The sequence below is a fragment of the Escherichia sp. B1147 genome, from assembly GCF_001660175.1.
In the GTDB taxonomy this organism is placed as follows: Bacteria; Pseudomonadota; Gammaproteobacteria; order Enterobacterales; family Enterobacteriaceae; genus Escherichia; species Escherichia whittamii.
In genome coordinates this window covers 89,432-115,747 of sequence record NZ_LFHY01000018.1, presented here as the reverse complement: position 1 = coordinate 115,747, position 26,316 = coordinate 89,432, and the positions used below count along the sequence as shown (strand labels likewise).

At 50.7% G+C, this 26,316-nt stretch carries 28 protein-coding genes; 12 read left to right on the top strand and 16 right to left on the bottom strand.

What is annotated here, in order from left to right:
- Positions 1-6 precede the first annotated feature (6 nt).
- The 4 genes from poxB to A9180_RS19335 all read left to right on the top strand — a co-directional run bounded on the left by poxB (position 7) and on the right by A9180_RS19335 (position 5,318).
- A complete protein-coding gene (gene poxB / locus A9180_RS19350; RefSeq protein ID WP_064530170.1) occupies positions 7-1,725 on the top strand; it encodes a ubiquinone-dependent pyruvate dehydrogenase in 1,719 nt (572 codons plus the stop codon).
- A 37-nt stretch (positions 1,726-1,762) separates the two neighbouring features.
- Positions 1,763-2,764 (top strand): low-specificity L-threonine aldolase, encoded by a 1,002-nt coding sequence (ltaE, locus tag A9180_RS19345; protein WP_064530169.1) that lies wholly within the window; start codon positions 1,763-1,765, stop codon positions 2,762-2,764.
- 10 nt (positions 2,765-2,774) lie between these two features.
- On the top strand, positions 2,775-4,205 hold the full coding sequence (locus tag A9180_RS19340) for an SDR family oxidoreductase (protein WP_064530168.1): 1,431 nt from the start codon (positions 2,775-2,777) through the stop codon (positions 4,203-4,205).
- A 99-nt stretch (positions 4,206-4,304) separates the two neighbouring features.
- The gene (locus tag A9180_RS19335; RefSeq protein ID WP_064530195.1) at positions 4,305-5,318 is read left to right on the top strand and encodes an NAD-dependent epimerase/dehydratase family protein; all 1,014 of its coding nucleotides are present in this window, start codon (positions 4,305-4,307) and stop codon (positions 5,316-5,318) included.
- Here the strand turns inward: A9180_RS19335 and amiD are convergent.
- Positions 5,315-6,145: an N-acetylmuramoyl-L-alanine amidase AmiD gene (amiD, locus tag A9180_RS19330; RefSeq protein WP_064530167.1), complete on the bottom strand. Its 831-nt coding sequence runs from the start codon at positions 6,143-6,145 to the stop codon at positions 5,315-5,317. The two genes, A9180_RS19335 and amiD, sit on opposite strands and share 4 nt — an antisense overlap.
- A complete protein-coding gene (locus A9180_RS19325) occupies positions 6,142-6,465 on the bottom strand; it encodes a heavy metal-binding domain-containing protein (RefSeq protein ID WP_001160732.1) in 324 nt (107 codons plus the stop codon). The genes amiD and A9180_RS19325 overlap by 4 nt, the downstream gene beginning before the upstream one ends.
- Positions 6,466-6,590: 125 nt before the next feature.
- Here A9180_RS19325 and A9180_RS19320 point away from each other — a divergent pair, with 125 nt between their 5' ends.
- From A9180_RS19320 to artJ, 6 genes are all read left to right on the top strand, one after another.
- The gene (locus A9180_RS19320; protein ID WP_064530166.1) at positions 6,591-7,106 is read left to right on the top strand and encodes a lipoprotein; all 516 of its coding nucleotides are present in this window, start codon (positions 6,591-6,593) and stop codon (positions 7,104-7,106) included.
- A 217-nt stretch (positions 7,107-7,323) separates the two neighbouring features.
- Positions 7,324-8,052, top strand: a complete 729-nt coding sequence (artP, locus tag A9180_RS19315) for an arginine ABC transporter ATP-binding protein ArtP (RefSeq protein ID WP_000027211.1) — start codon at positions 7,324-7,326, stop codon at positions 8,050-8,052.
- A 17-nt stretch (positions 8,053-8,069) separates the two neighbouring features.
- A complete protein-coding gene (gene artI / locus A9180_RS19310) occupies positions 8,070-8,801 on the top strand; it encodes an arginine ABC transporter substrate-binding protein ArtI (protein WP_064530165.1) in 732 nt (243 codons plus the stop codon).
- Positions 8,802-8,807: 6 nt separating this feature from the next.
- Positions 8,808-9,524 carry an arginine ABC transporter permease ArtQ gene (gene artQ / locus A9180_RS19305; RefSeq protein WP_064530164.1) on the top strand — a complete coding sequence of 239 codons (717 nt, stop codon included), beginning with the start codon at positions 8,808-8,810 and terminating at the stop codon, positions 9,522-9,524.
- Positions 9,524-10,192: an arginine ABC transporter permease ArtM gene (gene artM, locus A9180_RS19300; protein ID WP_000464489.1), complete on the top strand. Its 669-nt coding sequence runs from the start codon at positions 9,524-9,526 to the stop codon at positions 10,190-10,192. The genes artQ and artM overlap by 1 nt, the downstream gene beginning before the upstream one ends.
- A 280-nt stretch (positions 10,193-10,472) precedes the next feature.
- Positions 10,473-11,204, top strand: coding sequence for an arginine ABC transporter substrate-binding protein ArtJ (gene artJ / locus A9180_RS19295; protein WP_064530163.1), 732 nt, complete (start codon positions 10,473-10,475; stop codon positions 11,202-11,204).
- Between the two features lie 50 nt (positions 11,205-11,254).
- On the opposite strand, the gene A9180_RS19290 is transcribed toward artJ, so the two are convergent.
- From A9180_RS19290 to A9180_RS19225, 13 genes are all read right to left on the bottom strand, one after another.
- Positions 11,255-12,736, bottom strand: coding sequence for a sulfatase (locus A9180_RS19290; RefSeq protein WP_064530162.1), 1,482 nt, complete (start codon positions 12,734-12,736; stop codon positions 11,255-11,257).
- Positions 12,737-12,747: 11 nt separating this feature from the next.
- Positions 12,748-13,068, bottom strand: coding sequence for a PTS sugar transporter subunit IIB (locus A9180_RS19285; protein WP_064530161.1), 321 nt, complete (start codon positions 13,066-13,068; stop codon positions 12,748-12,750).
- Positions 13,069-13,089: 21 nt separating this feature from the next.
- Positions 13,090-14,433 (bottom strand): PTS sugar transporter subunit IIC, encoded by a 1,344-nt coding sequence (locus A9180_RS19280; RefSeq protein ID WP_064530160.1) that lies wholly within the window; start codon positions 14,431-14,433, stop codon positions 13,090-13,092.
- Positions 14,434-14,712: 279 nt separating this feature from the next.
- On the bottom strand, positions 14,713-15,840 hold the full coding sequence (rlmC, locus tag A9180_RS19275; protein WP_064530159.1) for a 23S rRNA (uracil(747)-C(5))-methyltransferase RlmC: 1,128 nt from the start codon (positions 15,838-15,840) through the stop codon (positions 14,713-14,715).
- A 40-nt stretch (positions 15,841-15,880) separates the two neighbouring features.
- Complete coding sequence (locus A9180_RS19270; RefSeq protein ID WP_064530158.1) at positions 15,881-16,369, bottom strand: YbjO family protein; 489 nt, start codon at positions 16,367-16,369, stop codon at positions 15,881-15,883.
- 59 nt (positions 16,370-16,428) lie between these two features.
- Positions 16,429-17,274: a putrescine ABC transporter permease PotI gene (potI, locus tag A9180_RS19265; protein ID WP_064530157.1), complete on the bottom strand. Its 846-nt coding sequence runs from the start codon at positions 17,272-17,274 to the stop codon at positions 16,429-16,431.
- Positions 17,271-18,215 carry a putrescine ABC transporter permease PotH gene (potH, locus tag A9180_RS19260; RefSeq protein ID WP_064530156.1) on the bottom strand — a complete coding sequence of 315 codons (945 nt, stop codon included), beginning with the start codon at positions 18,213-18,215 and terminating at the stop codon, positions 17,271-17,273. Before potH ends, potI begins: the two co-directional genes overlap by 4 nt.
- Before the next feature lie 9 nt (positions 18,216-18,224).
- Positions 18,225-19,358, bottom strand: a complete 1,134-nt coding sequence (potG, locus tag A9180_RS19255; RefSeq protein WP_064530155.1) for a putrescine ABC transporter ATP-binding subunit PotG — start codon at positions 19,356-19,358, stop codon at positions 18,225-18,227.
- Between the two features lie 94 nt (positions 19,359-19,452).
- The gene (gene potF / locus A9180_RS19250) at positions 19,453-20,565 is read right to left on the bottom strand and encodes a spermidine/putrescine ABC transporter substrate-binding protein PotF (RefSeq protein WP_064530154.1); all 1,113 of its coding nucleotides are present in this window, start codon (positions 20,563-20,565) and stop codon (positions 19,453-19,455) included.
- 350 nt (positions 20,566-20,915) lie between these two features.
- A complete protein-coding gene (locus A9180_RS19240) occupies positions 20,916-21,392 on the bottom strand; it encodes a YbjN domain-containing protein (RefSeq protein WP_000203025.1) in 477 nt (158 codons plus the stop codon).
- An 87-nt stretch (positions 21,393-21,479) separates the two neighbouring features.
- Positions 21,480-22,382: a 30S ribosomal protein S6--L-glutamate ligase gene (rimK, locus tag A9180_RS19235; protein WP_064530152.1), complete on the bottom strand. Its 903-nt coding sequence runs from the start codon at positions 22,380-22,382 to the stop codon at positions 21,480-21,482.
- 60 nt (positions 22,383-22,442) lie between these two features.
- Complete coding sequence (nfsA, locus tag A9180_RS19230; RefSeq protein ID WP_064530151.1) at positions 22,443-23,165, bottom strand: nitroreductase NfsA; 723 nt, start codon at positions 23,163-23,165, stop codon at positions 22,443-22,445.
- A complete protein-coding gene (locus tag A9180_RS19225; protein ID WP_064530150.1) occupies positions 23,149-23,436 on the bottom strand; it encodes a DUF1418 family protein in 288 nt (95 codons plus the stop codon). The genes nfsA and A9180_RS19225 overlap by 17 nt, the downstream gene beginning before the upstream one ends.
- A 159-nt stretch (positions 23,437-23,595) precedes the next feature.
- Here A9180_RS19225 and A9180_RS19220 point away from each other — a divergent pair, with 159 nt between their 5' ends.
- The gene (locus A9180_RS19220; RefSeq protein ID WP_064530149.1) at positions 23,596-23,853 is read left to right on the top strand and encodes a GrxA family glutaredoxin; all 258 of its coding nucleotides are present in this window, start codon (positions 23,596-23,598) and stop codon (positions 23,851-23,853) included.
- Between the two features lie 30 nt (positions 23,854-23,883).
- Here the strand turns inward: A9180_RS19220 and A9180_RS19215 are convergent, their stop codons facing one another.
- Entirely contained in the window at positions 23,884-24,261 is a 378-nt protein-coding gene (locus A9180_RS19215) for an inner membrane protein YbjM (protein ID WP_064530148.1), read from the bottom strand.
- Between the two features lie 267 nt (positions 24,262-24,528).
- On the opposite strand from A9180_RS19215, the gene A9180_RS19210 reads away from it, so the two are divergent.
- A complete protein-coding gene (locus tag A9180_RS19210) occupies positions 24,529-26,214 on the top strand; it encodes an aspartate:alanine antiporter (protein ID WP_064530147.1) in 1,686 nt (561 codons plus the stop codon).
- Positions 26,215-26,316 lie beyond the last annotated feature (102 nt).

The window sequence follows — 26,316 nt, the reverse complement described above, 5'->3', positions numbered from 1 at the left end:
AAAACCATGAAACAAACGGTTGCAGCTTATATCGCCAAAACGCTCGAATCAGCAGGGGTCAAACGCATCTGGGGAGTGACGGGCGACTCTCTTAACGGTCTTAGCGACAGTCTTAACCGAATGGGCACCATCGAGTGGATGTCCACCCGTCATGAAGAAGTGGCGGCCTTTGCCGCTGGTGCTGAAGCCCAGCTTTCGGGAGAACTGGCGGTCTGTGCCGGATCGTGCGGCCCCGGCAACCTGCACTTAATTAACGGCCTGTTCGATTGCCACCGCAATCACGTTCCGGTACTGGCGATTGCCGCCCATATTCCTTCCAGCGAGATTGGCAGCGGCTATTTCCAGGAAACCCACCCGCAAGAGTTATTCCGCGAATGTAGTCACTATTGCGAGCTGGTTTCCAGCCCGGAGCAGATCCCACAAGTGCTGGCGATTGCCATGCGCAAAGCGGTGTTAAACCGTGGCGTTTCGGTTGTCGTGTTACCGGGCGATGTGGCGTTAAAACCTGTGCCAGAAGGGGCAACCACACACTGGTATCACGCCCCCTTGCCCATTGTCACACCTGAAGAAGAAGAGTTACGCAAACTGGCGCAACTGCTGCGTTACTCCAGCAATATCGCCCTGATGTGCGGCAGCGGCTGCGCGGGGGCGCATAAAGAGTTAGTAGAGTTTGCCGGGAAAATTAAAGCGCCTGTGGTTCATGCCCTGCGCGGTAAAGAACATGTCGAATACGATAATCCCTATGACGTCGGAATGACCGGATTAATCGGCTTCTCGTCTGGTTTCCATACCATGATGAACGCCGACACCTTAGTGCTGCTCGGCACCCAGTTCCCCTACCGCGCCTTCTACCCGACCGATGCCAAAATTATCCAGATTGATATAAACCCAGCGAGCATCGGCGCGCACAGCAAGGTAGATATGGCGCTGGTGGGCGATATCAAATCGACCTTGCGTGCACTGCTGCCACTGGTGGAAGAAAAAACCGATCGCAAATTCCTTGATAAGGCGCTGGAAAATTACCGCGATGCCCGTAAAGGGCTGGATGATTTAGCCAAACCCAGCGAGAAAGCGATTCACCCGCAATATCTGGCGCAGCAAATTAGCCATTTTGCTGCCGATGACGCCATCTTTACCTGTGATGTTGGCACACCTACGGTATGGGCGGCACGTTATCTGAAAATGAACGGAAAACGCCGCCTGTTAGGTTCGTTTAACCACGGTTCGATGGCCAATGCCATGCCTCAGGCGCTGGGAGCACAGGCAACAGAGCCGGAACGTCAGGTGGTCGCCATGTGCGGTGATGGCGGTTTCAGTATGCTGATGGGTGATTTTCTCTCGGTGGTACAAATGAAACTGCCGGTGAAAATTATCGTCTTTAACAACAGTGTGCTGGGCTTCGTGGCGATGGAGATGAAAGCTGGTGGCTATTTGACTGACGGCACCGAACTGCACGACACCAACTTTGCCCGCATTGCTGAAGCGTGCGGTATTACGGGTATTCGCGTGGAAAAAGCGTCTGAAGTCGATGAAGCCCTGCAACGCGCCTTCTCCATCGACGGTCCGGTGCTGGTGGATGTGGTGGTTGCAAAAGAAGAATTAGCCATTCCGCCGCAGATCAAACTCGAACAGGCAAAAGGTTTTAGTCTGTATATGCTGCGCGCAATCATCAGCGGACGTGGCGATGAAGTAATCGAACTGGCGAAAACAAACTGGCTAAGGTAAAAAGGGTGGCATTTCCCGTCATAAATAAGGACATGCCATGATTGATTTACGCAGTGATACCGTTACCCGACCGAGCCGCGCCATGCTCGAGGCGATGATGGCCGCCCCGGTTGGGGACGATGTTTACGGAGACGACCCTACCGTTAATGCTCTGCAGGACTATGCGGCAGAACTTTCCGGTAAAGAAGCCGCCATTTTTCTGCCTACCGGCACTCAGGCCAACCTGGTCGCTCTGCTCAGTCACTGCGAACGCGGCGAAGAGTATATTGTCGGTCAGGCAGCGCATAACTATCTGTTTGAAGCCGGTGGCGCAGCGGTACTGGGCAGTATTCAACCGCAACCCATCGACGCAGCTGCCGACGGCACGCTACCGCTGGATAAAGTGGCGATGAAAATCAAACCCGACGATATTCACTTCGCCCGCACCAAATTGCTCAGTCTCGAAAACACCCACAACGGCAAAGTGTTACCGCGTGAATACCTGAAACAGGCATGGGAATTTACCCGCGAGCGCAATCTGGCGCTGCACGTTGACGGCGCACGCATCTTTAACGCCGTAGTGGCTTACGGCTGCGAACTGAAAGAGATCACGCAATATTGTGATTCGTTCACCATTTGTCTGTCGAAAGGTCTTGGTACGCCAGTCGGTTCGTTACTGGTTGGTAACCGTGACTACATTAAGCGAGCCATCCGCTGGCGGAAAATGACGGGTGGTGGGATGCGCCAGTCCGGCATTCTGGCTGCCGCCGGGATGTATGCCCTGAAAAATAACGTCGAACGCTTGCAGGAAGACCACGATAACGCCGCCTGGATGGCGGAGCAGTTGCGTGAAGCGGGCGCGGATGTAATGCGTCAGGATACCAATATGCTGTTTGTCCGCGTCGGCGAAGAGAATGCCGCCGCGTTAGGCGAATACATGAAAGCGAGAAATGTGCTGATTAACGCCTCACCGATTGTCCGCCTGGTGACGCATCTCGACGTTTCGCGCGAGCAACTGGCTGAAGTCGCTGCTCACTGGCGCGCTTTCTTAGCACGTTAAGGAGGGAGACGTGCCGCAACGCATTTTAGTTCTCGGTGCCAGTGGCTACATTGGTCAGCATCTGGTGCAGGCACTCAGCCAGCAAGGGCACCAGATTCTGGCTGCGGCACGTCATGTCGACAGGCTCACAAAGCTGCAACTGGCAAACGTCAGTTGCCATAATGTTGATCTTAGCTGGCCGGATAATCTTCCGGCCCTGTTGCAGGATATCGATACCGTCTATTTTCTGGTGCACAGCATGGGCGAAGGCGGTGATTTTATCGCTCAGGAGCGGCAGGTTGCTCTCAACGTCCGTGATGCTCTGCGCGAAGTGCCAGTGAAGCAATTAATCTTTCTCAGTTCATTGCAGGCCCCGCCCCACGAGCAGTCGGATCATCTGCGCGCCCGCCAGGCTACGGCGGATATCTTGCGTGAAGCCGGTGTGCCAGTTACTGAATTACGTGCCGGAATTATCGTTGGAGCAGGTTCCGCAGCGTTCGAAGTGATGCGCGATATGGTTTACAACCTGCCGGTATTAACGCCACCACGCTGGGTACGTTCACGCACCACGCCCATCGCGCTGGAAAACCTGCTGCACTATCTGGTGGCGCTGTTAGACCATCCGGCCAGCGAACATCGGATATTCGAAGCCGCCGGGCCAGAGGTGCTCAGTTATCAACAACAATTCGAACATTTTATGACCGTGAGCGGTAAACGCCGCTGGTTGATCCCCATCCCCTTTCCCACCCGCTGGATTTCGGTGTGGTTTCTCAATGTGATTACCTCCGTTCCCTCTACTACTGCCAAAGCGTTGATTCAGGGGCTGAAACACGATCTGCTGGCAGATGACACCGGGTTACGTGCACTCATTCCACAACCGTTGATCGCTTTCGATGACGCGGTACGTAGCACGTTGAAAGAGGAAGAAAAACTGGTCAACTCCAGCGACTGGGGATATGACGCGCAGGCTTTTGCTCGCTGGCGACCAGAATACGGTTATTTCGCCAAACAGGCCGGTTTTACGGTTAAAACTTCCGCCAGTCTTCAGGCACTATGGCGCGTGGTCAATCAAATCGGCGGAAAAGAACGTTACTTCTTTGGAAATATTTTGTGGCAGACCCGGGCGCTGATGGACCGCGCGATCGGTCATAAACTGGCGAAAGGTCGCCCTGAGCGGGAATATTTGCAGACGGGCGATACGGTAGATAGCTGGAAAGTGATTGTCGTTGAACCGGAAAAACAACTTACGTTGTTATTTGGTATGAAAGCGCCGGGACTGGGACGACTTTGTTTTACGCTGGAGGATAAAGGCGACTACCGCACCATAGACGTTCGCGCTTTCTGGCATCCGCACGGCATGCCAGGCCTGTTTTACTGGCTTTTCATGATCCCCGCGCATCTGTTTATTTTTCGCGGCATGGCAAAACGAATCGCCAGACTTGCAGAACAAATCACAGATTAATCGAAAAAAACCTGCGTGATTCTTTCATGTTTCCCATTGCATCAAGGGGGAAATCACGAAAGAATGCGCACGTCGTCTTATAAACAACAGTGGAATGATATGAAGGTACTGGTTACCGGCGCCACCAGCGGCTTAGGTCGAAACGCGGTTGAGTTTTTATGCCAGAAAGGTATCAGCGTGAGAGCGACCGGTCGCAACGAAGCGATGGGCAAATTGCTGGAAAAAATGGGCGCAGAGTTTGTCCGGGCGGATCTGACCGAACTTGTCTCATCGCAGGCTAAAGTGATGCTCGCCGGCATTGATACGCTGTGGCACTGCTCCAGCTTTACCTCGCCCTGGGGAACGCAGCAGGCTTTCGATCTGGCCAACGTTCGCGCCACGCGTCGCCTGGGCGAATGGGCCGTCGCCTGGGGAGTGCGTAACTTTATTCACATTTCTTCGCCTTCACTGTACTTCGATTATCATCACCACCGGGATATCAAAGAAGATTTTCGCCCTCACCGCTTCGCCAACGAATTTGCCCGCAGCAAAGCCGCCAGCGAAGAAGTGATCAATATGCTCTCTCAGGCGAATCCACAAACACGCTTTACTATTCTGCGTCCACAAAGTCTGTTTGGGCCACACGATAAAGTGTTCATTCCCCGCCTGGCACATATGATGCACCACTACGGCAGCATTCTGTTACCGCACGGCGGCAGTGCGCTCGTCGATATGACCTACTACGAAAATGCCGTGCATGCCATGTGGCTGGCAAGCCAGGAAAACTGCGACAAACTGCCTTCCGGCAGGGTATATAACATCACCAACGGCGAACATCGTACACTGCGCAGCATCGTGCAGAAGCTGATCGACGAGTTGAATATTGACTGTCGTATTCGTTCTGTTCCCTACCCGATGCTGGATATGATCGCCCGCAGTATGGAGCGTTTAGGCCGCAAGTCAGCGAAAGAGCCGCCGCTAACTCACTACGGCGTCTCCAAGTTGAATTTTGACTTTACGCTGGATATTACGCGTGCACAGGAAGAGTTAGGTTATCAGCCTGTCATCACGCTGGATGAAGGGATCGAGAAAACTGCCGCCTGGTTACGCGACCACGGAAAACTGCCGCGCTAATCCTGACCGTATTTCTCCAGCAACGCTTGTGCGATGGCCAGAGTTTCTGCATCCGCTTCGCCGTTATATAACGTCGGGCGGAAGTGCATCTGGAAAGCCATAATCACTCGTTGCTGTTCGCCTGGAGTCATTTCTGGTTTCACGTCATAGCCGTAACGGGCCAACAGTTCCAGCAATGAGGCGGTATCTACCGGTGTATGCGGCGCACGCCCGGCAAGATAAAAGTTCACCCGCTGCGCATCTGGCCAGGCACCAATCCCCTGCTGCGCCAGTTGTTGCCACGGAAATAACGGCCCGGGATCATCTTTGCGCTGTGGGGCAATATCCGCATGTGCTACCACGTTTTCTGGTTTGATGTGATAGCGGGCGATAATATCCTTCGCCAGTGGAATGAGCGCCTGGATTTGTGTCGGTTCAAATGGCGCAAAATATTTGCCCCCCGCTGATTTTTGCCAGCCGCGATTTTCCAGCTCAATACCTATAGAGGTGTCGTTAATTCGTGTCGCGCCACGCCAGGCGCTGCTCCCCGCATGCCAGGCCAGTTCCTGTTCCGGTACCAGTTGCCAGATACGCGGCTTGCCGTTGTAAAGTGGTGGCACGGCAGGAACCAGATAATGCGAACTCACGTGCTTATCGGTCAGTGTCGCCAGTGACGTATCAAAGTCCTCAGCCGTGTAGTGGATCACCAAAACTTTAATGCGCGGATACGCCGCCTGCGCCTGGCGCCGGGTATCAAGCTGGTATCCCTCTTTCTCGACAATGCCTTTTTCGCCTGCGCACCCAGCCAGGAACAAAGCGGCGGCAACCAGCCAGAAGACTCTCCTCATCGACGCGTTTTCACCGCCGTTCCGCTGACGCTAACCATCAGCATACTGCCATTTTGCCCGACCGTTTCGTAGTCGATATCAATGCCGACCACGGCGTCAGCCCCCAGCGCTCGCGCCTGCTCACCAAGCTCCTCAAAGGCTATCTCCCGCGCTTTACGCAGTTCTTTTTCATACGCACCGGAACGTCCGCCAACGATATCGCGGATCCCTGCAAAGAAATCGCGAAAAATGTTAGCGCCTAAAATCGCTTCGCCGGTCACCACACCGCAATATTCAACGATGGTCTGGCCTTCAAGTGTTGGGGTTGTGGAAAATTGCATGATCGATCTCCTTGTTTTCTAAGCCTTCGATCTTCAAAGCATTATCGGACTGATACGCTATTATTGAAAGGATATCATTATTATCGTAGAACGCTTTCAGAGCGATCGCTTATAAGGAAATGATTATGCGCTACAGCAAATTGACCATGATTATCCCTTGCGCACTGCTACTCAGTGCTTGTACCACCGTCACACCAGCCTATAAAGACAACGGCTCCCGCACAGGTTCTTGCGTCCAGGGCGGACCTGACAGCGTGGCCCAGCAGTTTTATGACTATCGCATTTCGCACCGCAGTAACGACATTACCGCTCTGCGCCCATATTTAAGTGACAAACTGGCAACTTTGCTGAGTGATGCCAGCCGCGATAACAGCCATCGCGAATTATTAAGCAGCGATCCGTTCTCCAGTCGCACCACCTTGCCTGACAGCGCACAAGTTGCCAGCGCCTCGACCATCCCAAATCGCGATGCGCGCAATATTCCGCTGCGGGTGGATCTGAAACAAGGCGACCAGAGTTGGCAGGATGAAGTGCTGATGATTCAGGAAGGACAGTGTTGGGTGATCGACGATGTGCGCTATTTAGGCGGCAGCGTTCACGCCAAAGCAGGGACATTACGTCAGTCCGTTGAGAACCGTTAATCCCTTGATTAGATTATAACCCCCATAAATTGTCTGGCATTCTGTGAAGAATGCCGACATTTATGCTCGCCGCCCTTCGCCGCCGTTATTTTGTGCTATGTTTATTGAATAATGCGCTTTGCTTTTAACTTTTAAAGCAGAAATATTGCATAATTATTCTGTCAAAGGTAGTATCTTCGACTTCAATAGCTATCCGACTGCCAGTATACGAGTGTCAATGAGTATTCAATTAAACGGCATTAATTGCTTCTACGGCGCACACCAGGCGCTGTTCGATATCACGCTGGATTGCCCGCAAGGCGAAACGCTGGTGTTACTTGGCCCCAGCGGCGCGGGGAAAAGCTCGCTGCTGCGTGTACTCAATCTGCTAGAGATGCCGCGCTCCGGTACGCTCAACATTGCAGGCAACCATTTCGATTTCACTAAAACGCCATCTGACAAAGCGATCCGCGAGCTGCGCCGTAACGTCGGTATGGTGTTTCAGCAATACAATCTGTGGCCGCATCTCACCGTGCAGCAAAACCTGATTGAAGCGCCCTGCCGCGTACTCGGCTTGAGTAAAGATCAGGCGCTGGCCCGTGCAGAAAAACTGCTGGAACGTCTGCGTCTCAAACCTTATAGCGATCGTTACCCGCTGCATCTTTCTGGTGGCCAGCAGCAACGTGTTGCTATCGCCCGCGCGCTGATGATGGAACCGCAGGTACTGCTGTTTGATGAACCGACCGCCGCGCTGGATCCGGAAATTACCGCACAAATCGTCAGCATTATTCGTGAGCTGGCGGAAACTAACATTACCCAGGTGATCGTCACCCACGAAGTTGAAGTGGCGCGTAAAACCGCCAGCCGTGTGGTGTATATGGAAAACGGTCACATCGTAGAACAAGGCGACGCGAGCTGCTTTACCGAGCCGCAGACCGAAGCATTTAAAAACTATCTCTCTCACTAAGATTCGGGATAACAACAATGAAAAAAGTTCTGATTGCCGCGTTAATTGCAGGTTTTAGCCTTTCCGCCACAGCCGCCGAAACCATTCGTTTTGCTACCGAAGCCTCTTATCCTCCGTTTGAATCGATGGATGCGAATAACCAGATCGTCGGTTTTGACGTCGACCTGGCACAGGCACTGTGTAAAGAAATTGATGCGACCTGCACTTTCTCTAACCAGGCGTTTGACAGCCTGATCCCAAGCCTGAAATTTCGTCGCGTAGAAGCGGTGATGGCCGGGATGGATATCACCCCGGAGCGTGAAAAGCAGGTGCTGTTTACGACGCCGTACTATGACAACTCCGCACTGTTTGTGGGTCAGCAAGGTAAATACACCAGCGTTGATCAGCTGAAAGGCAAAAAAGTCGGCGTACAGAACGGGACGACGCACCAGAAATTCATTATGGATAAGCACCCGGAAATCACCACCGTGCCGTATGACAGCTACCAGAACGCAAAACTGGATCTGCAAAACGGTCGTATCGACAGCGTATTCGGTGACACCGCAGTGGTAACTGAATGGCTGAAAGACAACCCGAAACTGGCGGCTGTGGGCGATAAAGTGACCGACAAAGATTACTTCGGCACTGGCCTCGGCATTGCAGTACGTCAGGGCAACACTGAATTGCAGCAGAAATTCAATGCTGCGCTGGAAAAAGTGAAGAAAGATGGCACTTACGAAACCATCTACAACAAATGGTTCCAGAAGTAATTCCTGATGAATGAATTTTTCCCTTTAGCAAGCGCCGCCGGGATGACCGTCGGCCTTGCCGTTTGTGCATTAATTGTCGGACTGGCACTGGCGATGTTCTTTGCGGTGTGGGAGTCGGCAAAATGGCGCCCTGTCGCGTGGGCAGGTTCAGCGCTGGTGACGGTCCTGCGCGGCCTGCCAGAAATTCTGGTGGTGCTGTTTATCTATTTTGGTTCCTCACAGCTGCTGCTGACGCTTGCGGATGGCTTCACCATCAATCTTGGGATCATACAGATCCCGGTGCAGATGGACATCGAGAACTTTGACGTCAGTCCGTTCCTTTGTGGTGTCATCGCTCTATCGCTGCTATATGCCGCCTATGCATCGCAAACGCTGCGTGGTGCATTAAAAGCGGTGCCAGTTGGCCAGTGGGAATCTGGTCAGGCGCTGGGGCTGTCAAAATCGGCTATCTTCTTTCGTCTGGTGATGCCACAAATGTGGCGTCATGCGTTGCCTGGCCTCGGTAATCAGTGGCTGGTGCTGCTGAAAGATACCGCGCTGGTCAGTTTAATCAGTGTGAATGACTTAATGTTGCAAACCAAAAGCATCGCCACTCGTACCCAGGAGCCATTTACCTGGTACATTGTGGCGGCGGCGATTTACCTGGTGATTACTCTGTTGAGTCAGTACATTCTCAAACGCATTGACCTGCGCGCGACACGTTTTGAGCGGAGGCCTGGCTGATGTTTGAGTATTTACCCGAACTAATGAAAGGGCTGCATACCAGCCTGACGCTAACCGTTGCCTCGCTGATTGTGGCGCTGATTCTGGCGTTGATTTTTACCATCATTCTGACGCTGAAAACGCCGGTGCTGGTATGGCTGGTGCGTGGCTATATCACGCTGTTTACCGGTACACCGCTGTTGGTGCAGATCTTCCTGATTTACTACGGTCCAGGTCAGTTCCCGACGTTGCAGGAATATCCGGCGCTATGGCATCTGTTGTCAGAACCGTGGTTATGTGCGCTGATTGCGTTATCGCTGAACAGTGCGGCGTATACCACGCAGCTGTTTTACGGTGCCATTCGCGCGATCCCGGAAGGTCAATGGCAATCCTGTAGCGCACTGGGAATGAGCAAAAAAGATACGCTGGCGATCCTGCTGCCGTATGCCTTTAAACGCTCACTCTCTTCTTATTCCAACGAAGTGGTGCTGGTGTTCAAAAGTACTTCGCTTGCTTACACCATTACGCTGATGGAAGTGATGGGTTACAGCCAGTTACTGTACGGGCGCACCTACGATGTGATGGTATTTGGCGCAGCGGGGATTATTTACCTGATCGTTAATGGTCTGCTGACGCTGATGATGCGTCTTATTGAGCGCAAAGCGCTGGCGTTCGAGCGGCGGAATTAATGTAGCTGCGTACGGTTTTGTAGGTCTGATAAGACGCACCAGCGTCGCATCAGACACCTGCACGGTGCCAGTGCCGGATGCGGCGTGAACGCCTTATCCGGCCTGCATAGTGCATAAGTTTTTATCATCAAGACGGATAACCCACTAAGTTGTCCGTCTTTTTTTATGCTTTAAAAATTATTTAGTCACATTTATTGCATATAAATTCATTTGATGGCATTGTAACCCCATGCCGCAGACACGGCCAATAACCATAAGATTGACAGACGGGAGTTCCATCATGAAAAAGTTAGTTCTTGCCGCTTTACTCGCATCCTGTGCGTTCGGCGCTTCTGCCGCAGAGAAAATCAATTTTGGCGTATCAGCGACCTATCCTCCGTTCGAGTCGATGGATGCCAATAACCAGATCGTCGGCTTTGATATCGACCTGGCAAAAGCGTTATGCACACAGATGCAGGCAGAATGTACTTTCACCAATCACGCTTTCGACAGCCTGATCCCGTCACTGAAATTCAGGAAATATGACGCCGTTATCTCTGGTATGGATATCACGCCAGAGCGTAGCAAGCAGGTATCGTTTACCACGCCCTACTACGAAAACTCAGCTGTCGTCATTGCCAAAAAAGATACCTACAAAACGTTTGCTGACCTGAAAGGCAAACGCATTGGGATGGAAAACGGCACTACGCACCAGAAATATATTCAAGATCAGCACCCGGAAGTGAAAACTGTCTCCTATGACAGTTACCAAAATGCCTTTATCGATCTGAAAAATGGCCGTATTGATGGCGTATTTGGCGACACTGCGGTGGTTAATGAATGGCTGAAAACCAATCCACAACTGGGCGTTGCAACTGAGAAAGTGACCGATCCGCAGTACTTCGGCACCGGCCTTGGCATTGCTGTACGTCCAGATAACAAATCCCTGCTGGAAAAACTGAATAACGCCCTGGCGGCAATTAAAGCAGACGGTACATATCAGAAAATTAGCGACCAGTGGTTCCCGCAGTAAATATTAATAAGCCGGAGTGGGCGAACGCCAACTCCGGCAAGATCACCTTTCTACGCCAGCCCCAAACGCTGGAACTGCTCTGGCGGTGCATCATTGTCTTTCATCAACTGAATCAGCAATTCGATCATCCGGGACTCGATCGCATCATCATGAATCGGATGTAACTGCTGCGGATCGTCTTGCAAATCAAACAGCAAATGACCAAATTGATTCAGCCCTTTATATTTCTCCTGTGCCGGAATGCGTAACACCTGTAATCCTTTGGTGAAACGAAGCGGCGGGACCAGCGATAAAGCCCGCATCTCATCCACCGGATAGCGACTGTTCATTTTGGCAGGCATTAACGTGTAATTAGCAATATCATCCTCACGCCCCGGCAGCGCGGCACGCATATAGACGTAACGCCCATCGGTTACGTTAACATGACCACTGAAGACACCAAACATCGCCGCACTACATACCGGTTCATCATGGCTGACCGTTTTCGCCAGCGGTTGCCCCTGCACATCTGGCGGCACTGGCTGTTGAAAAAAGTCATACAACGTTGGCGCCCAGTCAATCATTTGCACCAGCGCTTGTCGCCGCTCGCCTTTTACACCACTGCGCGGATCCCAGATAAACAACGGATTATTGGCAACTTCGTTGTAATAAGGCATCTGGTTCTTCGCCCACCAGCCATGCTCACCGAGTAAAAAACCGTGGTCAGTGCCGACAATCAGCATGGTATCTCGCCACAGATCGTGCTGGTCCATCAGATCGAGAATGCGCCCCAGGTTGCGATCGCACATCGATACCAGCGAGCGATAGCGGCAGCGGATATGCTCCACGGCCTCGGCGCTCTCCTGCACCCGACCACGCGGCCAGTCATAATGCGGCCCGTCCCAGTTATCTTCATACAAGGAAAGATACTCAATCGTTGTGTGGAACGGCTCGTGTGGATCAAACGTTTCGACCTGCAATAACCAATTATCTTGCGCGTGATTTTTGTGGATAAAGGCACAGCCCGCATCAAACACTTTAGTTTGAGGAAAATCCGCTTCCTGTTGAATATATTCCCGGTTGACCCAGTCATGCCGCCACAGGCCAGAAACGCCGCCGCCGGTCTGTTTTTGCGGCACCTGTAACACCTCGGGAATATGCGGTTCCGCTACACTCGCCTGCCAGTGATCGCCTTCCTGACCACGGATAATTTCCCATGAACAATAGCGATTATGGTAATTTCCGCCCCCATCTTCCCAATAATGCAAATGATCGCTGATTAAATGGGTATAAATACCTGCTTTTTTGAGTAGCTCCGGCATAGAGTCATCAAAAGGTTCCAACGGCCCCCATTCCCGGTGCAGGAAGTTACAGCGGCCAGTGTGCAATTCACGTCGGGCAGGCATACACGGCATACTGCCGACGTAACTGTTTTCAAAGGTGGCGGCATGAGCCGCCAGACGTTGGAAATTAGGCGCTTTGGTTAACGCATCGCCATAAGGTGGCAGATAACGTTTATTCAGACTATCGAACAGCAGAATAATCGCTCTCATTACGCCCTACCTTATTGATTAATTAGATGTGGATAATGTTGCTGAACCACTTCGTAAATTTGCTGACCAATAGTTTCACCATCCATAATATTTTCAATCGGGATTAAATATTGGCCATGTTTCGGGTCAAGACTAACCACATCGAGTAACTTTTTCGAAATGGCGAAAATATCCGCCCAGTCGGTAAATCCGCCTACTTCGCCTGCGGCGGTATGTTCCATTTCAACTTTGAAATCATATTTGGTCAGCGCTTTTTTAACTACCGTTTGTAACATAACGCTACTACCGACACCGTAACCACAGACAAACAGAATATTAATTGTATCTTTCATTTTTAAACCCTTAATATTTAATTAACCCGCGTAAGGACCAAGATGGAATGTTGCAGCAATAAATTTCAGAACTTCACAAATAGCAGGCCATACGGTTGCCCAGTCAAATATTCCTGTCCAGCCGACGCCATTTTCAGCAAGTCCGGTTAACGGAATAGCCCACACCGTACCGAAGGTCTGAATAATACCCAGCAAGAATGTACAGATAATAACGGAACGGTATCCGCCCATTCGGTTCGCTAATACACCAATCGGACCGCCTGAGAAAAATAACGGTACAAAGCCAGGCAATACCATAATTGGGCTGTGGATCAGTAATAAGATCCCCATCGAGAAAATGGTGCCAAAAGTACAGAAGACGAAGCCTAACGTCGCCGCGTTTGGTGAAAATGGTAGCAGCGCGGCGACATCGACAGCAGGGATAGCGTTAGGAATAAAGCGATCTTGCCAGCCTTTAAACGAACCGTTAATTTCGCCCACCATCATCCGCACACCTTGTAGAAGGATGACCATGTACATCGAAAACTGTAAACCGAGGTTGATAATATAGATATACCAGGGCTTACCTTTCGCCATTAACTGGACATTATCGATACCCGTTGAGAGCAAGAAACCACCAACAAACAGCGTCATCACAATGGCGATAGCCGTTACGTTATGGTTAAAAATCGCCAGCCAACCGGGGAGTTTCAGGTTTTCAGCATCGTGCTTTTCAGGGTCACCAAATTTATGCGCAAATTTGGAGAAAAACCACAATCCCAACATCTGGTTATGAGCAATGGTAAAACCAGCATCTTTGGTCACTTTGGCAATGGGCTTAACAATGAGCGTGGTGGAGAAAGCCCAGAATACCCCCGTTAATACTCCGGCAATAATGATGGATGTAGTCCAGCTAAAACCCAGCCAAAAGACAATCAACCATAATACCGCCTGAGAATGTGAAACACCGGTATTCCCTGTCAAAAATATCCCTTTGGCACCAGTATACCGACCAAATAATACCAGCAGCAGGTTGGTAAAAAATGCCAGAACAAATACATAACCTACGTAACCAAAATTATCTCCCAACGCAATTTGCGTTGCCGCTTTCATCGCGTAGGAATCCATTAAATATCCGTGAACACCATAGGCTTTACTTACAGCTTCTGCTACCGGTTTAAATGTTGCGGAAAACTGGAAACCACCAAATAACACCATCATTAATCCCACCATGGCGCTTACCATGCCGGTAATAATTTTTATTGGCGATTTCTTATCAAGGGCATAACCAATACCCACCAGCAAACCAATTAAAATTGCCGGTTCAGTTAAAAACGTTTGAATAACATCTATGAATTTGGCAAACATCGTCGGAACGCCCTCCATAAGCGTACATTTCCGTTGTCAATGCATGAACCTTCTGCTGACGTTAATAAAGTTTCAGGAAATTTTGTGTTTCGCTAAGCGATGCCTCTGCATGTATTTGGTAAACGCACTGTAGTAATCAAAACAGTTCAATTAAAGATCTTATTTGATTATTTGTGATTTGATTTGCAAAAATAGAGCGATATATAATCGTGATCGATCGGTTATTATTAATCGATCGATCACGATTATTATTTTGAGTGAATAGTTGTTGCTGAAAGATTTATTACCGTGATGTATTTAAATTTTCACCAGCAGTGTCAGCACTTCATAATGCGCGGTGTGAGGGAACATATCGAAAAGCTGTACCCGCTCAATGCGGTAGCCAGGCAGTTCCCGGATATCTTTCGCCATCGTTTGGGCGTTACAGCTGGAGTAGATGATAAAGCGCGGTGCCATCTGTGAGAGATAATCACACAGTGGTTTACCAATGCCGCGACGCGGTGGGTTGACCAGCACGAGATCCGGCACTTGCCCCTGAGCGGTGGCAAACTGGGTAGAGTCCAGCGCCTGAAATTGCAGTCGCGTTAAGCCCAGTTCGTTAGCCGACTGTCTGGCACAAGCAATCGCCTCAGGTGCAATTTCGATGCCCGTGAGTTGCATTTCTGGCGTCGCGCAATGCAAACCAAAACCGCCCACGCCGCAGAACAAATCCCACATATGTTTGACCGGCAGTTGCCGTACCCAGTCGCGCGCGGTGGCGTACAGTTGACTGGCGACCGCCGGATTAGTCTGGAAGAAACTTTGCGGGCGGATCCACAGCGGCACATCGTTAAAACGCTCCGCCAGTGCCTGTTGTTCCGTAAGGTAGATCTCCGTCTCCCCTTCCATAATCGCCATATGTACCGGCTGAATGTTGACGGTAATAACTTTCAGCTGCGGCAGTTGGTCCTGTAACCACGGCAGCGCCTTACGCAGTTGCGCCAGCTTGGTGTCAGAACGCAGTACAAAGCGCAGCATCATACCGCCGTCTGTCTGGCTTTCGGTCAGCAGAATGTATTTCAGTTCGCCACGCTTACGCGCCACGTTATAAGGCGTTAGCCCCGCACGGGCGATAAACGGTTTCAGCGCCGCAAAAACGGGTGCAAATGAGGCAGGATAAAGCGGGCAGTCGCAAAGGTCTTCCGGCGTGCCGTCGCGATGCAGCATACCGAGCAGTGGTTTTTCTACGCTACCACTCACCACCATTTTGGCTTTATTACGAAACCCTCTCTCCGGGCCAGACACCGGCGCACACCATTCCACGACCGGAAAATCGGCGAGCAGATTTTTAAGATCGGCGGTTTTAGCGGAAAGTTGCTCTGGAATCGGCTGCGTTATCCACTGACAGGACCGACAGCGACCCGCGTCGTAAAGTGCGCACTGCATACATTGACCTTCACATCATCAGGGGCGACGATTATACACATTATTGCAACTGGAAGAACCGCCGACTGGTCGCGGGAACGAACAGCAGCATCAGGATGAGCATATCCGGCAGCTTCTGCAGCATCAGGCTATGGAAGATTTCACGTTTCGATTCACCGGGAATGCTGAACAGCTCCGGATAACCATAACCGAGCGAGGCCGCCCACAGATAACTGGCCGCAGTGATTTGTGTCAGCAGATACAGCCAGCGCGCCCAACTACGCCCTTTCACCAGCGAGAACGCACACCAGATCTCAATAAAAACCAGCGCCAGACTGCTTAAAAAGACCAGCGTTAAACTCCAGGTTTGTACGCTGCGATGAATGAACTCGCCAATGCCGCGCACGCCCAGCGTATTGAAAATCATCAGCACGTCGAGGCCACGGATCATAATAATGGCGAGCGCCGCCACCTGCACCAGCGCAGGCACATTCAGACGAGCATGTGATGAAGATGTTTTCTTAAAAAATCCCAACGGTTCGTCTTCCATGAAAACAATGCCGCGACATGGGCGGCATTATGTAGCCAGGTGGGCAAATTTTAGTGTCTTCAGCCACGTCTTGCACGCTGGATATCGCGTATCCGCTGCTTTTCTGCGCGCGCCATCAGATACCAGGCGATAAATCCGACAATTCCGACCGCGCCGAGAATTAACGTTGCAAGTGCGTTAATTTCCGGATTCACCCCCATCCGTACGCTGGAGAAGACCAGCATCGGCAGCGTTGTGGCTCCTGGGCCGGAAACAAAGCTGGCGATCACCAGATCATCGAGCGACAGGGTAAAAGCCAGTAACCAACCAGAAATGATCGCCGGCATAATCATCGGTAGCGTAATGACAAAAAACACTTTTAGCGGCATCGCACCGAGATCCATCGCCGCTTCTTCAATAGAGCGATCAAGTTCCCGCAGGCGCGAAGAAATTACGACCGCCACATAGGCGGTACAGAAAGTGACATGTGCCAGCCAGATGGTGAGCATGCCACGATCCGCTGGCCAGCCAATGGCGTGTGCAAGCGCGACAAACAATAGCAATAGCGACAAGCCCGTGATCACATCCGGCATGACTAACGGCGCGGTTATCATAAAAGCAAAACCGTTTGATCCCCGAAACCGTCCAAAGCGTACCAGCACCACCGCCGCAATAGTTCCGAGAACTGCCGCCGCCGTTGCCGCACAGGCAGCAATTGTCAGACTTAAACCAACTGCACTCATCATTGCGTCATCGCGCAATAACTCACCGTACCAACGCGTTGACCAACCCGCCCACACCGTCACTAGCTTCGAGCTGTTAAATGAATAGATAACCAGCATCAGCATCGGCGCATAAAGAAAGGTGAAGCCCAGCAGTAAAATTACAATCCGCCAGGGCGAACGAACGATCGGTAAGTTATTCATCCGTGTTCTCCCACACTTTTTTGCTGATACTTGTGGAACCACATAATAGGCACGATTAACAGCAACAACATGACAATCGCCACTGCCGAAGCTACGGGCCAGTCACGGTTATTGAAGAACTCCTGCCACAACACGCGGCCAATCATGATGCTATCCGGGCCGCCGAGCAGTTCCGGGATCACAAACTCGCCAACCGCAGGAATAAAGACCAGCATCGATCCGGCAATAATTCCGCCTTTAGTGAGTGGCACAATGACAGTAAAGAAGGTTTTCATCGGTCGTGCGCCAAGATCCAGTGCTGCTTCCACCAGCGAATAATCAATACGCGTCAACGCGGTGTAGATAGGCAGCACCATAAACGGCACATAGGCGTAAACAATGCCAATATAGACTGCCAGGTTGGTATGCAGAATGGTCAGCGGTTGATCGATAACGCCCAGCCACAGCAGGAAGTTATTCAGCACGCCATTGTTTTTTAATATCCCCATCCAGGCATAAACGCGGATCAGAAACGAGGTCCACGACGGTAGGATCACCAGCAGCAATAAGATATTGCGGGTAGATGGTTTACTGTGCGCTACCGCCCACGCCAGCGGATAACCAAGCAGTAAACAACAAACTGTCGAAATCGCTGCCACCTGTAACGACTGGAGATAAGCATCGAAATAGAGCGGATCGTCGGTCAGTTGCAGGAAATTACCAAGATTGAGGGTGAGCGACAATTGCCCGTCGGCCCACTCCATCAGTTCGGTATAAGGCGGAATGGCGCGCGCCATCTCTGCAAGGCTTATTTTAAAGACGATCAGAAATGGCAGCAGAAATAGCAAAATCAACCAGATATACGGCAGCGCAATCACCAGTTTGCGCCCGTGCTTCATCTGCCACTGCGTAAGCCACTGTTTTAACCCGCCCGGCTGGACAGGTGGTTCAAGTGTACTCATCTTTGCTCCTTAAACCGTCAGCACCACACAACTGTCCACTTCCCAACATAAACGAACTTCATCACCCCAGGTCGGTAGCCCTTTGCGGTGACGATGCGCGTTTTGTAGCTGGGCGCTAATCATCTGCCCGCTTTTCAGACGAACGTGATACACCGAAAGATCCCCGAGATAGGCAATATGTATCACCTCCCCTACCGCGAAGTTACAGCCATTGACGGGAGGCTCCTCGCAAAGCATGATTTTTTCCGGGCGCAGCGCCACGTGTACCGGCACGTTATCGACTACTGACGCCAGCGGGTCTACTTTTAGCGGATGGACCAGCCCCGGTGAATCGAGCAACAGACCGTCTTCCTGACGCTCTTTTAGTAGCCCTTCAAAGACGTTGACTGAACCAATAAACTCGGCGCTGTAGCGGGTAGTCGGATGTTCGTAAATCTCTTCCGGCTCGCCAATCTGAACAAATTTTCCGCGATTCATAATGGCGATACGCCCCGCCATGGTCATCGCCTCTTCCTGATCGTGAGTAACCATTACGCAGGTCACGCCGACGCGCTCCAGAATATCCACCACTTCAAGCTGCATCCGGTCACGCAGCTTTTTATCCAGCGCCCCCATCGGTTCGTCGAGCAGTAATAGTTTCGGGCGTTTGGCGAGGCTTCGGGCCAGGGCCACACGTTGACGCTGACCGCCGGAAAGCTGATGCGGTTTGCGTTTGGCGAACTCCTGCATATGCACCAGCCCGAGCATCTCATTGACCCGGCTGGCAATTTCCGCTTTCGGTAGTTTGTCTTGTTTCAGGCCAAAAGCGATGTTCTGTTCCACGGTCATATGCGGAAACAGCGCGTAAGACTGAAACATCATATTGATGGGGCGCAGGTAAGGCGGCACCTGTGACAAATCGACGCCATCAAGCATAATCTGCCCGGCAGAAGGTTGTTCAAAACCTGCCAGCATACGCAGCAGCGTGGATTTACCACAGCCGGATGCGCCCAACAGTGCAAATATTTCGCCTTTATAGATGGTCAGGCTGACATCATCGACCGCATGTTGACCATCATAAGATTTGGTCAGATTGCGGATTTCTAATAGCGGCGTCAGCGCCTTACGGGTTTTCACCTGCGGGCGAGGGATAGCGTCATTCACGGCTGCTCTCCGGCATTTAATGTGTGCAAGCGCACCTTAATGGTGCGAATTGCCGGCGGGAATGGTGCTCCCGCCCGGCTTCTACAACAGCAGATTATTTTCCGCTCTTCACTTTGGTCCAGGCGCGAGTGCGCACCCGATCAATTTTCGGGTCCTGCACTTGTAGTGTGAACATTTTGGCGCGAACATCCGCCGGAGGATAAATTCCTGGGTTATCACGGACTTCCGCACTCACCAGCGGCGTAGCTTCTTTGTTGGCGTTGGCATAGAACACATGGTCGGAAATATGCGCTATCACATCCGGACGCAGCAGATAATTCAGAAACTGATAGGCTTCGTCTTTGTTTTTAGCATCAGCAGGCATAGCAAACACATCAAAGAATGCCATCGCTCCTTCTTTAGGAATCGAGAAAGAAACATTCACACCGTTTTTCGCTTCTTTCGCGCGCTTAGATGCCTGCCACACATCGCCCGCCCAGCCAATAGCGACGCAGATATCGCCATTCGCCAGATCGTTAATGTATTGAGATGAATGGAAATAACGAATATTTGGACGCAGCTTTAATAGCAGATCGGTTGCCGGGCCAGTGTAATCATCCGCTTTAGTGCTGTTGGGGTCTTTGCCGAGATAATTCAGCACGGTAGCAAAAACTTCTTCCGGTGCGTCAAGGAAAGAGACACCGCAGCTTTTCAGTTTTTCCAGATTTTCAGGTTTGAGGATCAAGTCCCAGCTATCGACTGGCGCGTTTTCGCCTAGTACGGCTTTGACTTTATCGACGTTATAGCCAATTCCGGTGGTCGCCCACATATACGGCATAGCAAATTTATTGTCGGGATCGTGTTTTGCCACCAGCTTCAGCAGTTCTGGATCGAGATTCTTCCATTCTGGCAATTTGCTTTTATCCAACGGCTGGAATACACCGGCAGTCAACTGGCGTTCAAGAAAACTGGCTGACGGAACGACAAGATCAAAGCCGGTGCTCCCCGCCATTAACTTGCCTTCCAATACTTCGTTGGAATCGAAAACATCGTAGACGACTTTTATACCCGTCTCTTTTTCAAAATTTGCCACCGTATCCGGGGCGATATAATCAGACCAGTTATAGATGTGGAGTGTTTTTTGTTCAGCCGCGAGCGTGCCGACAGAGACGACCATCAGAGCACCTGCAACCAGACCCGATAGCCATTTTTTATTTAAGGCAGTCATATCTCTTTCCTTCTGAAAGTTCGTTAACAAACGAACAAAAGTTGTCACACTGAAAGATATGCAATAAACGTGCATATTTTTTATCGGCGCGGCGCAAGAAAAGAGAACTCTCTCCCGGCCAGCATTGCTCGCTATATAAAAGCCTCGCAAGAATAACTTTAGCCAGGGTTTGAAACTATAGCTGTAATTAAAAAACAGTATTTAACAAATTTTTATGCGTATTTGCTCTATGTGATAAAGCCAATTCGGCATAAGACAAGTGAAAAAATCTTTAATGAAAGGTTAAATTCAGCAGGAAATATTATGATGCGCAGTCACTGCGGCAGCGACTGCGTGCACAAAAAGAGTTATCAGTGTAGGAAATAGTTTTCGGTAACGTTATTTTGCCCTTCATCGTCAGTCGGCAACAGCAGTTGATGGGCATTGGCTTCAAGGATGACCATCGAAATCTGCTCTTCACTCTGGCGTACGAACCATGCAAACTGTTCATAGGTTACGCCCTGCATAACGGATAAAGACTGGCAAACCACCAGCTTTGGCAGATTATCATCCTGCATATCAAGAAATGCTTTCACCGTCAGCGAACTGGCATTGATAGCCGATAAATCCGCCGCCAGCGGCAACACGGCTGAAGGTCTGACTTCCGCCATGGCAGAAAACAGGATCGTGTTATCAATCAGGTCGATTTTGGCATCAAAAACACCGTCGAAATTCTGCATATGCGGCAGATGTAGAGCCTGACAGTTATCACATTCAAAAAAACTCATCCCCAGGTCATCGAGCCATTGACGCAACGTATCCAGACCAGGAACGACCAGCGATGTCATAATTTTGTACAACCTCTTCCGATAAAAAGACTGGCACAGCTTACGCAAAAAGCGCAGGCAAAACCATGATCAGTCACGTTATTGCGACTAACCACCGGTTTTTAAGCAATATTCTGCCGTAGCGTGGCGCTCAATCCAGCGGATCATTTTACCCGCGATGTCGATACCGGTGGTTTTCTCTATCCCTTCCAGACCGGGCGACGCATTCACCTCCATCACCAACGGTCCGCGATTTGCACGCAGAATATCCACACCAGCAACATCCAGCGCCATCGTTCGCGCGGCTTTTATGGCGATTTCACGCTCCTGCGGCGTAATACTGGCAATGCTTGCCGCGCCGCCGCGATGCAAATTGGAACGAAAATCGCCCTCTTTCGCCTGCCGTTCAATTGCCGCAACCACTTCATCGCCAACGACCAGACAACGGATATCACGCCCTTTTGCTTCTTTTATATATTCCTGCACCAGGATATGCGCATTAAGACCGCGAAAAGCGTCAATCACGCTTTCTGCTGCCTGACGCGTCTCCGCCAGCACCACACCAATCCCCTGCGTGCCTTCGACCAGCTTGACCACCAGCGGCGCACCACCGACCATCTCGATTAAGTCGCTGGTATCATCCGGCGAATGCGCAATGCCTGTTACAGGCAGGTCAATGCCCTGTCGCGCTAACAGTTGCATAGACCGCAATTTGTCACGCGCACGGGCAATCGCGACCGATTCATTCAACGGATAGCTCCCCAGCATTTCGAACTGACGTAGCGCCGCCGTCCCATAAAAGGTAATGGCGGTGCCAATGCGCGGGATCACCGCGTCAAAATGGGGTAGCTTGCGGCCTTTATAATGAATAGAAGACGCCGCAGGATTAATGTTCATATAGCAAGAAAGCGGATCGAGAATTTCAACCAGGTGACCGCGCTGGATGGCGGCTTCACGCAGCCGCTTACACGAATAGAGCGTTCCATCCCGGGACAATATGGCAATTTTCACCCTGCACCTCTCTGTCAGACCTGGTCAAAAGCCCGCGTATAATACATCGGCGTTACGGTTTTAGCGCGTCGCCCAACCTTGTTTATGCAAATAATCGAGAATAAAAGGACGACTTTCTTTGATAATCGTCCGACGAATATGATCGCTCCAGGTATCCCGACGATTATTGCTACCACGGGTGAGATAATATTCCGCCAGTTGCTCGTCATACTGCGCCAGAGCGTCTTTATCCAGCGGTTGATAGCTGTTTTCATGCACCAAAATGGAGGCCGGTAAACGCGGTTTGAGATCCGGTTTATCCGCAGGCCAGCCAAGACACAGACCAAACAGCGGCAGAACATGCTTCGGTAACTTCAGCAGTTCCGTCACTGCTTCGATATTATTGCGCAGTCCACCAATATATACTCCGCCCAATCCCAGAGATTCCGCTGCAGTTAACGCATTTTGCGCCATCATCGCCGTATCAACGACACCGAGCAACAGTTGTTCCGCCAGGCCAAGCTGGGCATCCGGGCAGATTTGTAAATGACGGTTAAAGTCGGCACAGAACACCCAAAACTCCGCCGCTTGCGCAACATGTTTTTGCCCACCGGTCAGCGTTACCAGTTCATCACGCAACGTTCTATCGGTAATGCGAATAATACTCGTGCATTGCAAAAAACTAGAACTGGAAGTCGCTCGGGCGCTGTTGATAATCGCCTCACGCTGCGCCTCAGAAATGGGTTCATCAGTGAAATGGCGAATGGAGCGATGGCCACAAATAAGTTCAATCGTTGGCGTCATTATCTTTTTCTCTTTCAGAACGTGAAGATTCCGGTGGACGGTTCATCAGTTGTGGGGCAAGCCGTTTGGCCACCTGAAGAATAACCACCACCGCAGCGGGAAGCATGAGCAAAATACCGAGAAAAATCATCAGAATTTGTACCTCTGGTGTCGAAAACGGCGCCGGAAGCGAAAGGTAATGGCTTAACGACAGCAGCGCCGTCGCCAGTAACATCATGCCGATGAATTCCAGTATCAACACGCTTTTAGGTAATTTACCGATCGCGCGCATAATCTTCCCTCTGCAAAGTGAATAGCTATTTTAAAACCTTTCGTTGCGTTGTGCTTAACAGTTATAGCTTTAGTCAATCGATGCAACAGGTTAAACCTACTTTCAGCGAATAAGTTTTGGCGTGATCATGACGGACATAAACAGATGAGGAGAGAAACAATGCAAACCGTTATTTTTGGTCGTCCGGGGTGCCCTTACTGCGTGCGTGCTAAAGATCTGGCAGACAAACTGAGTAATGAACGCGATGATTTTGAATATCAGTATGTTGATATTCGTGCGGAAGGGATAAGCAAAGAAGATTTACAACAGAAAGCGGGTAAACCAGTAGAAACCGTACCGCAGATTTTTATCGATCAACAACATATTGGCGGCTTTACCGATTTTGCTGCGTGGGTGAAAGAAAATCTGGACGCATGATCGCCTGACAAGCCCTCTGTATTGAGGGCTTTATTCATTTTTTCTGTGGTGTGGCTTGAACAAACTGCTGATAAACAAGAAACACAATGCCCCCAGCGCACACCAGAACACTGCACTCAACAACCACGCCAGCTCTTGCCAGAATGAACGTGTCGGTGAAAAAAACAATCGCATAATTAACATTGAACACGGTGCCGCCAGCATTGCGCCAAACAGCGGTTTAAGGACTTCTCTACGCTGCGAAAAAAAGCTGGCAACCGCTCCAGGAAGAATGAAAAACAGCAAGCCGATTTCAGGATGCCCGGCAGCCCGAAAAGCGCCTTTCATTTGCGTCGCCAGGAACAGGCACACTACAATGAAGAGGACAAAACAGCAGATTGCCCCCGCCCAACGTTGTTTATGTTTCACTCGCCCCTCCTGACACTGCCTCTATCGAACACATTTTCGCCACTATGGCGTTCAGTAAGATAAAGCCGCTTCGCATTCCATGCTAATATAGGCCAACGCAATTTTTATAGCCGTTGGTACTTAATGTGATTACACTAGTAAAATATATTGTTTCTTTACTATTGCTTAGGTGCGCTGAATGAATTCGCGCCCTGATTTCAGGTAAAAACATTATCGTAAATTACCATTTCTTTCAACAGCTTACTCGTAAACAAGAAGTTAGTCTCCGTGAATATAAACGTCGCCGAATTGTTAAATGGGAATTACATTCTGTTATTATTTGTAGTCCTTGCGCTTGGACTATGTCTAGGAAAATTACGACTTGGTTCAATCCAACTGGGTAATTCCATTGGCGTTTTAGTCGTATCGTTACTATTAGGGCAACAACATTTCAGCATTAACACCGACGCACTTAATCTTGGCTTTATGTTGTTTATTTTCTGCGTCGGAGTCGAAGCCGGCCCCAACTTTTTTTCCATTTTTTTTCGCGATGGGAAAAATTACCTAATGTTAGCTCTGGTAATGGTTGGCAGTGCGCTGGCGATCGCCTTAGGGTTGGGTAAGCTGTTTGGCTGGGATATCGGTCTGACGGCCGGTATGTTAGCAGGCTCCATGACTTCAACACCTGTCCTGGTTGGTGCTGGCGACACATTGCGTCATTCCGGTATGGAAAGCGGACAGCTCTCCACAGCACTGGATAATCTAAGCCTCGGGTATGCGTTAACCTATTTAATTGGTCTGGTGAGTTTAATTGTCGGTGCACGTTATTTACCGAAGTTGCAGCATCAGGATTTACAGACCAGCGCCCAACAAATCGCTCGCGAACGTGGTCTGGACACCGATGCCAGCCGTAAAGTCTATCTGCCGGTAATTCGCGCCTACCGCGTCGGCCCGGAACTGGTCGCCTGGGCCGACGGCAAAAATCTACGTGAATTGGGTATTTATCGTCAAACCGGTTGCTACATTGAACGTATTCGTCGTAACGGGATTCTGGCAAATCCGGATGGCGACGCCGTACTACAAATGGGCGATGAGATAGCGTTAGTGGGATATCCTGACGCCCACGCCCGCCTTGATCCCAGCTTCCGTAACGGTAAAGAAGTTTTTGATCGTGACCTTCTCGACATGCGTATCGTCACTGAAGAAGTTGTTGTCAAAAACCATAACGCTGTCGGTAAACGTCTGGCACAACTGAAGTTGACCGATCACGGTTGCTTCCTTAACCGCGTCATCCGCAGCCAGATTGAGATGCCAATTGATGACAACGTTGTGCTTAACAAAGGTGATGTTTTGCAGGTGAGCGGCGATGCCCGTCGCGTGAAGACCATTGCTGACCGCATCGGCTTTATCTCGATTCACAGCCAGGTCACAGACCTGCTGGCATTCTGCGCGTTCTTTGTTATTGGCCTGATGATCGGGATGATCACCTTCCAGTTCAGCACATTTAGTTTCGGCATGGGTAACGCTGCTGGCTTGTTATTCGCCGGCATTATGTTGGGCTTTATGCGCGCTAACCACCCGACCTTCGGTTACATTCCGCAGGGTGCGTTAAGCATGGTGAAAGAGTTCGGCCTGATGGTATTTATGGCAGGCGTTGGTTTAAGCGCCGGTAGCGGCATTAATAACGGCCTGGGTGCGATCGGCGGTCAGATGTTGATTGCCGGATTGATTGTCAGTCTGGTGCCGGTAGTTATCTGTTTCCTGTTTGGTGCCTATGTACTGCGTATGAACCGCGCGCTCCTGTTCGGTGCGATGATGGGTGCGCGTACCTGTGCTCCGGCAATGGAGATCATCAGCGACACCGCACGCAGTAACATCCCGGCCTTAGGTTATGCGGGCACTTATGCAATAGCTAACGTACTGCTGACGCTAGCCGGGACAATCATTGTCATGGTATGGCCCGGACTCGGATAAAACTGAAGTTGCCCTGAAAATGAAATTTTTTTGTACAATCACCGAACTTTTCTTCGGGGCATCAGTCTTAATTAGTGCCACTGCTTTTCTTTGATGTCCCCA

Excerpts from the sequence above, each read along its gene's own strand:
- A9180_RS19270 (WP_064530158.1), bottom strand. The coding sequence starts at position 16,369 with ATGGAAGACGAACCGTTGGGATTTTTTAAGAAAACATCTTCATCACAT.
- A9180_RS19290 (WP_064530162.1), bottom strand. The coding sequence starts at position 12,736 with ATGAGAGCGATTATTCTGCTGTTCGATAGTCTGAATAAACGTTATCTG.
- A9180_RS19320 (WP_064530166.1), top strand. The coding sequence starts at position 6,591 with ATGCGCTACAGCAAATTGACCATGATTATCCCTTGCGCACTGCTACTC.
- artJ (WP_064530163.1), top strand. The coding sequence starts at position 10,473 with ATGAAAAAGTTAGTTCTTGCCGCTTTACTCGCATCCTGTGCGTTCGGC.
- artQ (WP_064530164.1), top strand. The coding sequence starts at position 8,808 with ATGAATGAATTTTTCCCTTTAGCAAGCGCCGCCGGGATGACCGTCGGC.
- amiD (WP_064530167.1), bottom strand. The coding sequence starts at position 6,145 with ATGAGGAGAGTCTTCTGGCTGGTTGCCGCCGCTTTGTTCCTGGCTGGG.
- potF (WP_064530154.1), bottom strand. The coding sequence starts at position 20,565 with ATGACTGCCTTAAATAAAAAATGGCTATCGGGTCTGGTTGCAGGTGCT.
- potH (WP_064530156.1), bottom strand. The coding sequence starts at position 18,215 with ATGAGTACACTTGAACCACCTGTCCAGCCGGGCGGGTTAAAACAGTGG.
- A9180_RS19220 (WP_064530149.1), top strand. The coding sequence starts at position 23,596 with ATGCAAACCGTTATTTTTGGTCGTCCGGGGTGCCCTTACTGCGTGCGT.
- A9180_RS19240 (WP_000203025.1), bottom strand. The coding sequence starts at position 21,392 with ATGACATCGCTGGTCGTTCCTGGTCTGGATACGTTGCGTCAATGGCTC.
- potI (WP_064530157.1), bottom strand. The coding sequence starts at position 17,274 with ATGAATAACTTACCGATCGTTCGTTCGCCCTGGCGGATTGTAATTTTA.
- poxB (WP_064530170.1), top strand. The coding sequence starts at position 7 with ATGAAACAAACGGTTGCAGCTTATATCGCCAAAACGCTCGAATCAGCA.
- A9180_RS19325 (WP_001160732.1), bottom strand. The coding sequence starts at position 6,465 with ATGCAATTTTCCACAACCCCAACACTTGAAGGCCAGACCATCGTTGAA.
- A9180_RS19280 (WP_064530160.1), bottom strand. The coding sequence starts at position 14,433 with ATGGAGGGCGTTCCGACGATGTTTGCCAAATTCATAGATGTTATTCAA.
- A9180_RS19225 (WP_064530150.1), bottom strand. The coding sequence starts at position 23,436 with ATGCGCGCGATCGGTAAATTACCTAAAAGCGTGTTGATACTGGAATTC.
- artP (WP_000027211.1), top strand. The coding sequence starts at position 7,324 with ATGAGTATTCAATTAAACGGCATTAATTGCTTCTACGGCGCACACCAG.
- artM (WP_000464489.1), top strand. The coding sequence starts at position 9,524 with ATGTTTGAGTATTTACCCGAACTAATGAAAGGGCTGCATACCAGCCTG.
- A9180_RS19335 (WP_064530195.1), top strand. The coding sequence starts at position 4,305 with ATGAAGGTACTGGTTACCGGCGCCACCAGCGGCTTAGGTCGAAACGCG.
- artI (WP_064530165.1), top strand. The coding sequence starts at position 8,070 with ATGAAAAAAGTTCTGATTGCCGCGTTAATTGCAGGTTTTAGCCTTTCC.
- rlmC (WP_064530159.1), bottom strand. The coding sequence starts at position 15,840 with ATGCAGTGCGCACTTTACGACGCGGGTCGCTGTCGGTCCTGTCAGTGG.
- nfsA (WP_064530151.1), bottom strand. The coding sequence starts at position 23,165 with ATGACGCCAACGATTGAACTTATTTGTGGCCATCGCTCCATTCGCCAT.
- ltaE (WP_064530169.1), top strand. The coding sequence starts at position 1,763 with ATGATTGATTTACGCAGTGATACCGTTACCCGACCGAGCCGCGCCATG.
- A9180_RS19285 (WP_064530161.1), bottom strand. The coding sequence starts at position 13,068 with ATGAAAGATACAATTAATATTCTGTTTGTCTGTGGTTACGGTGTCGGT.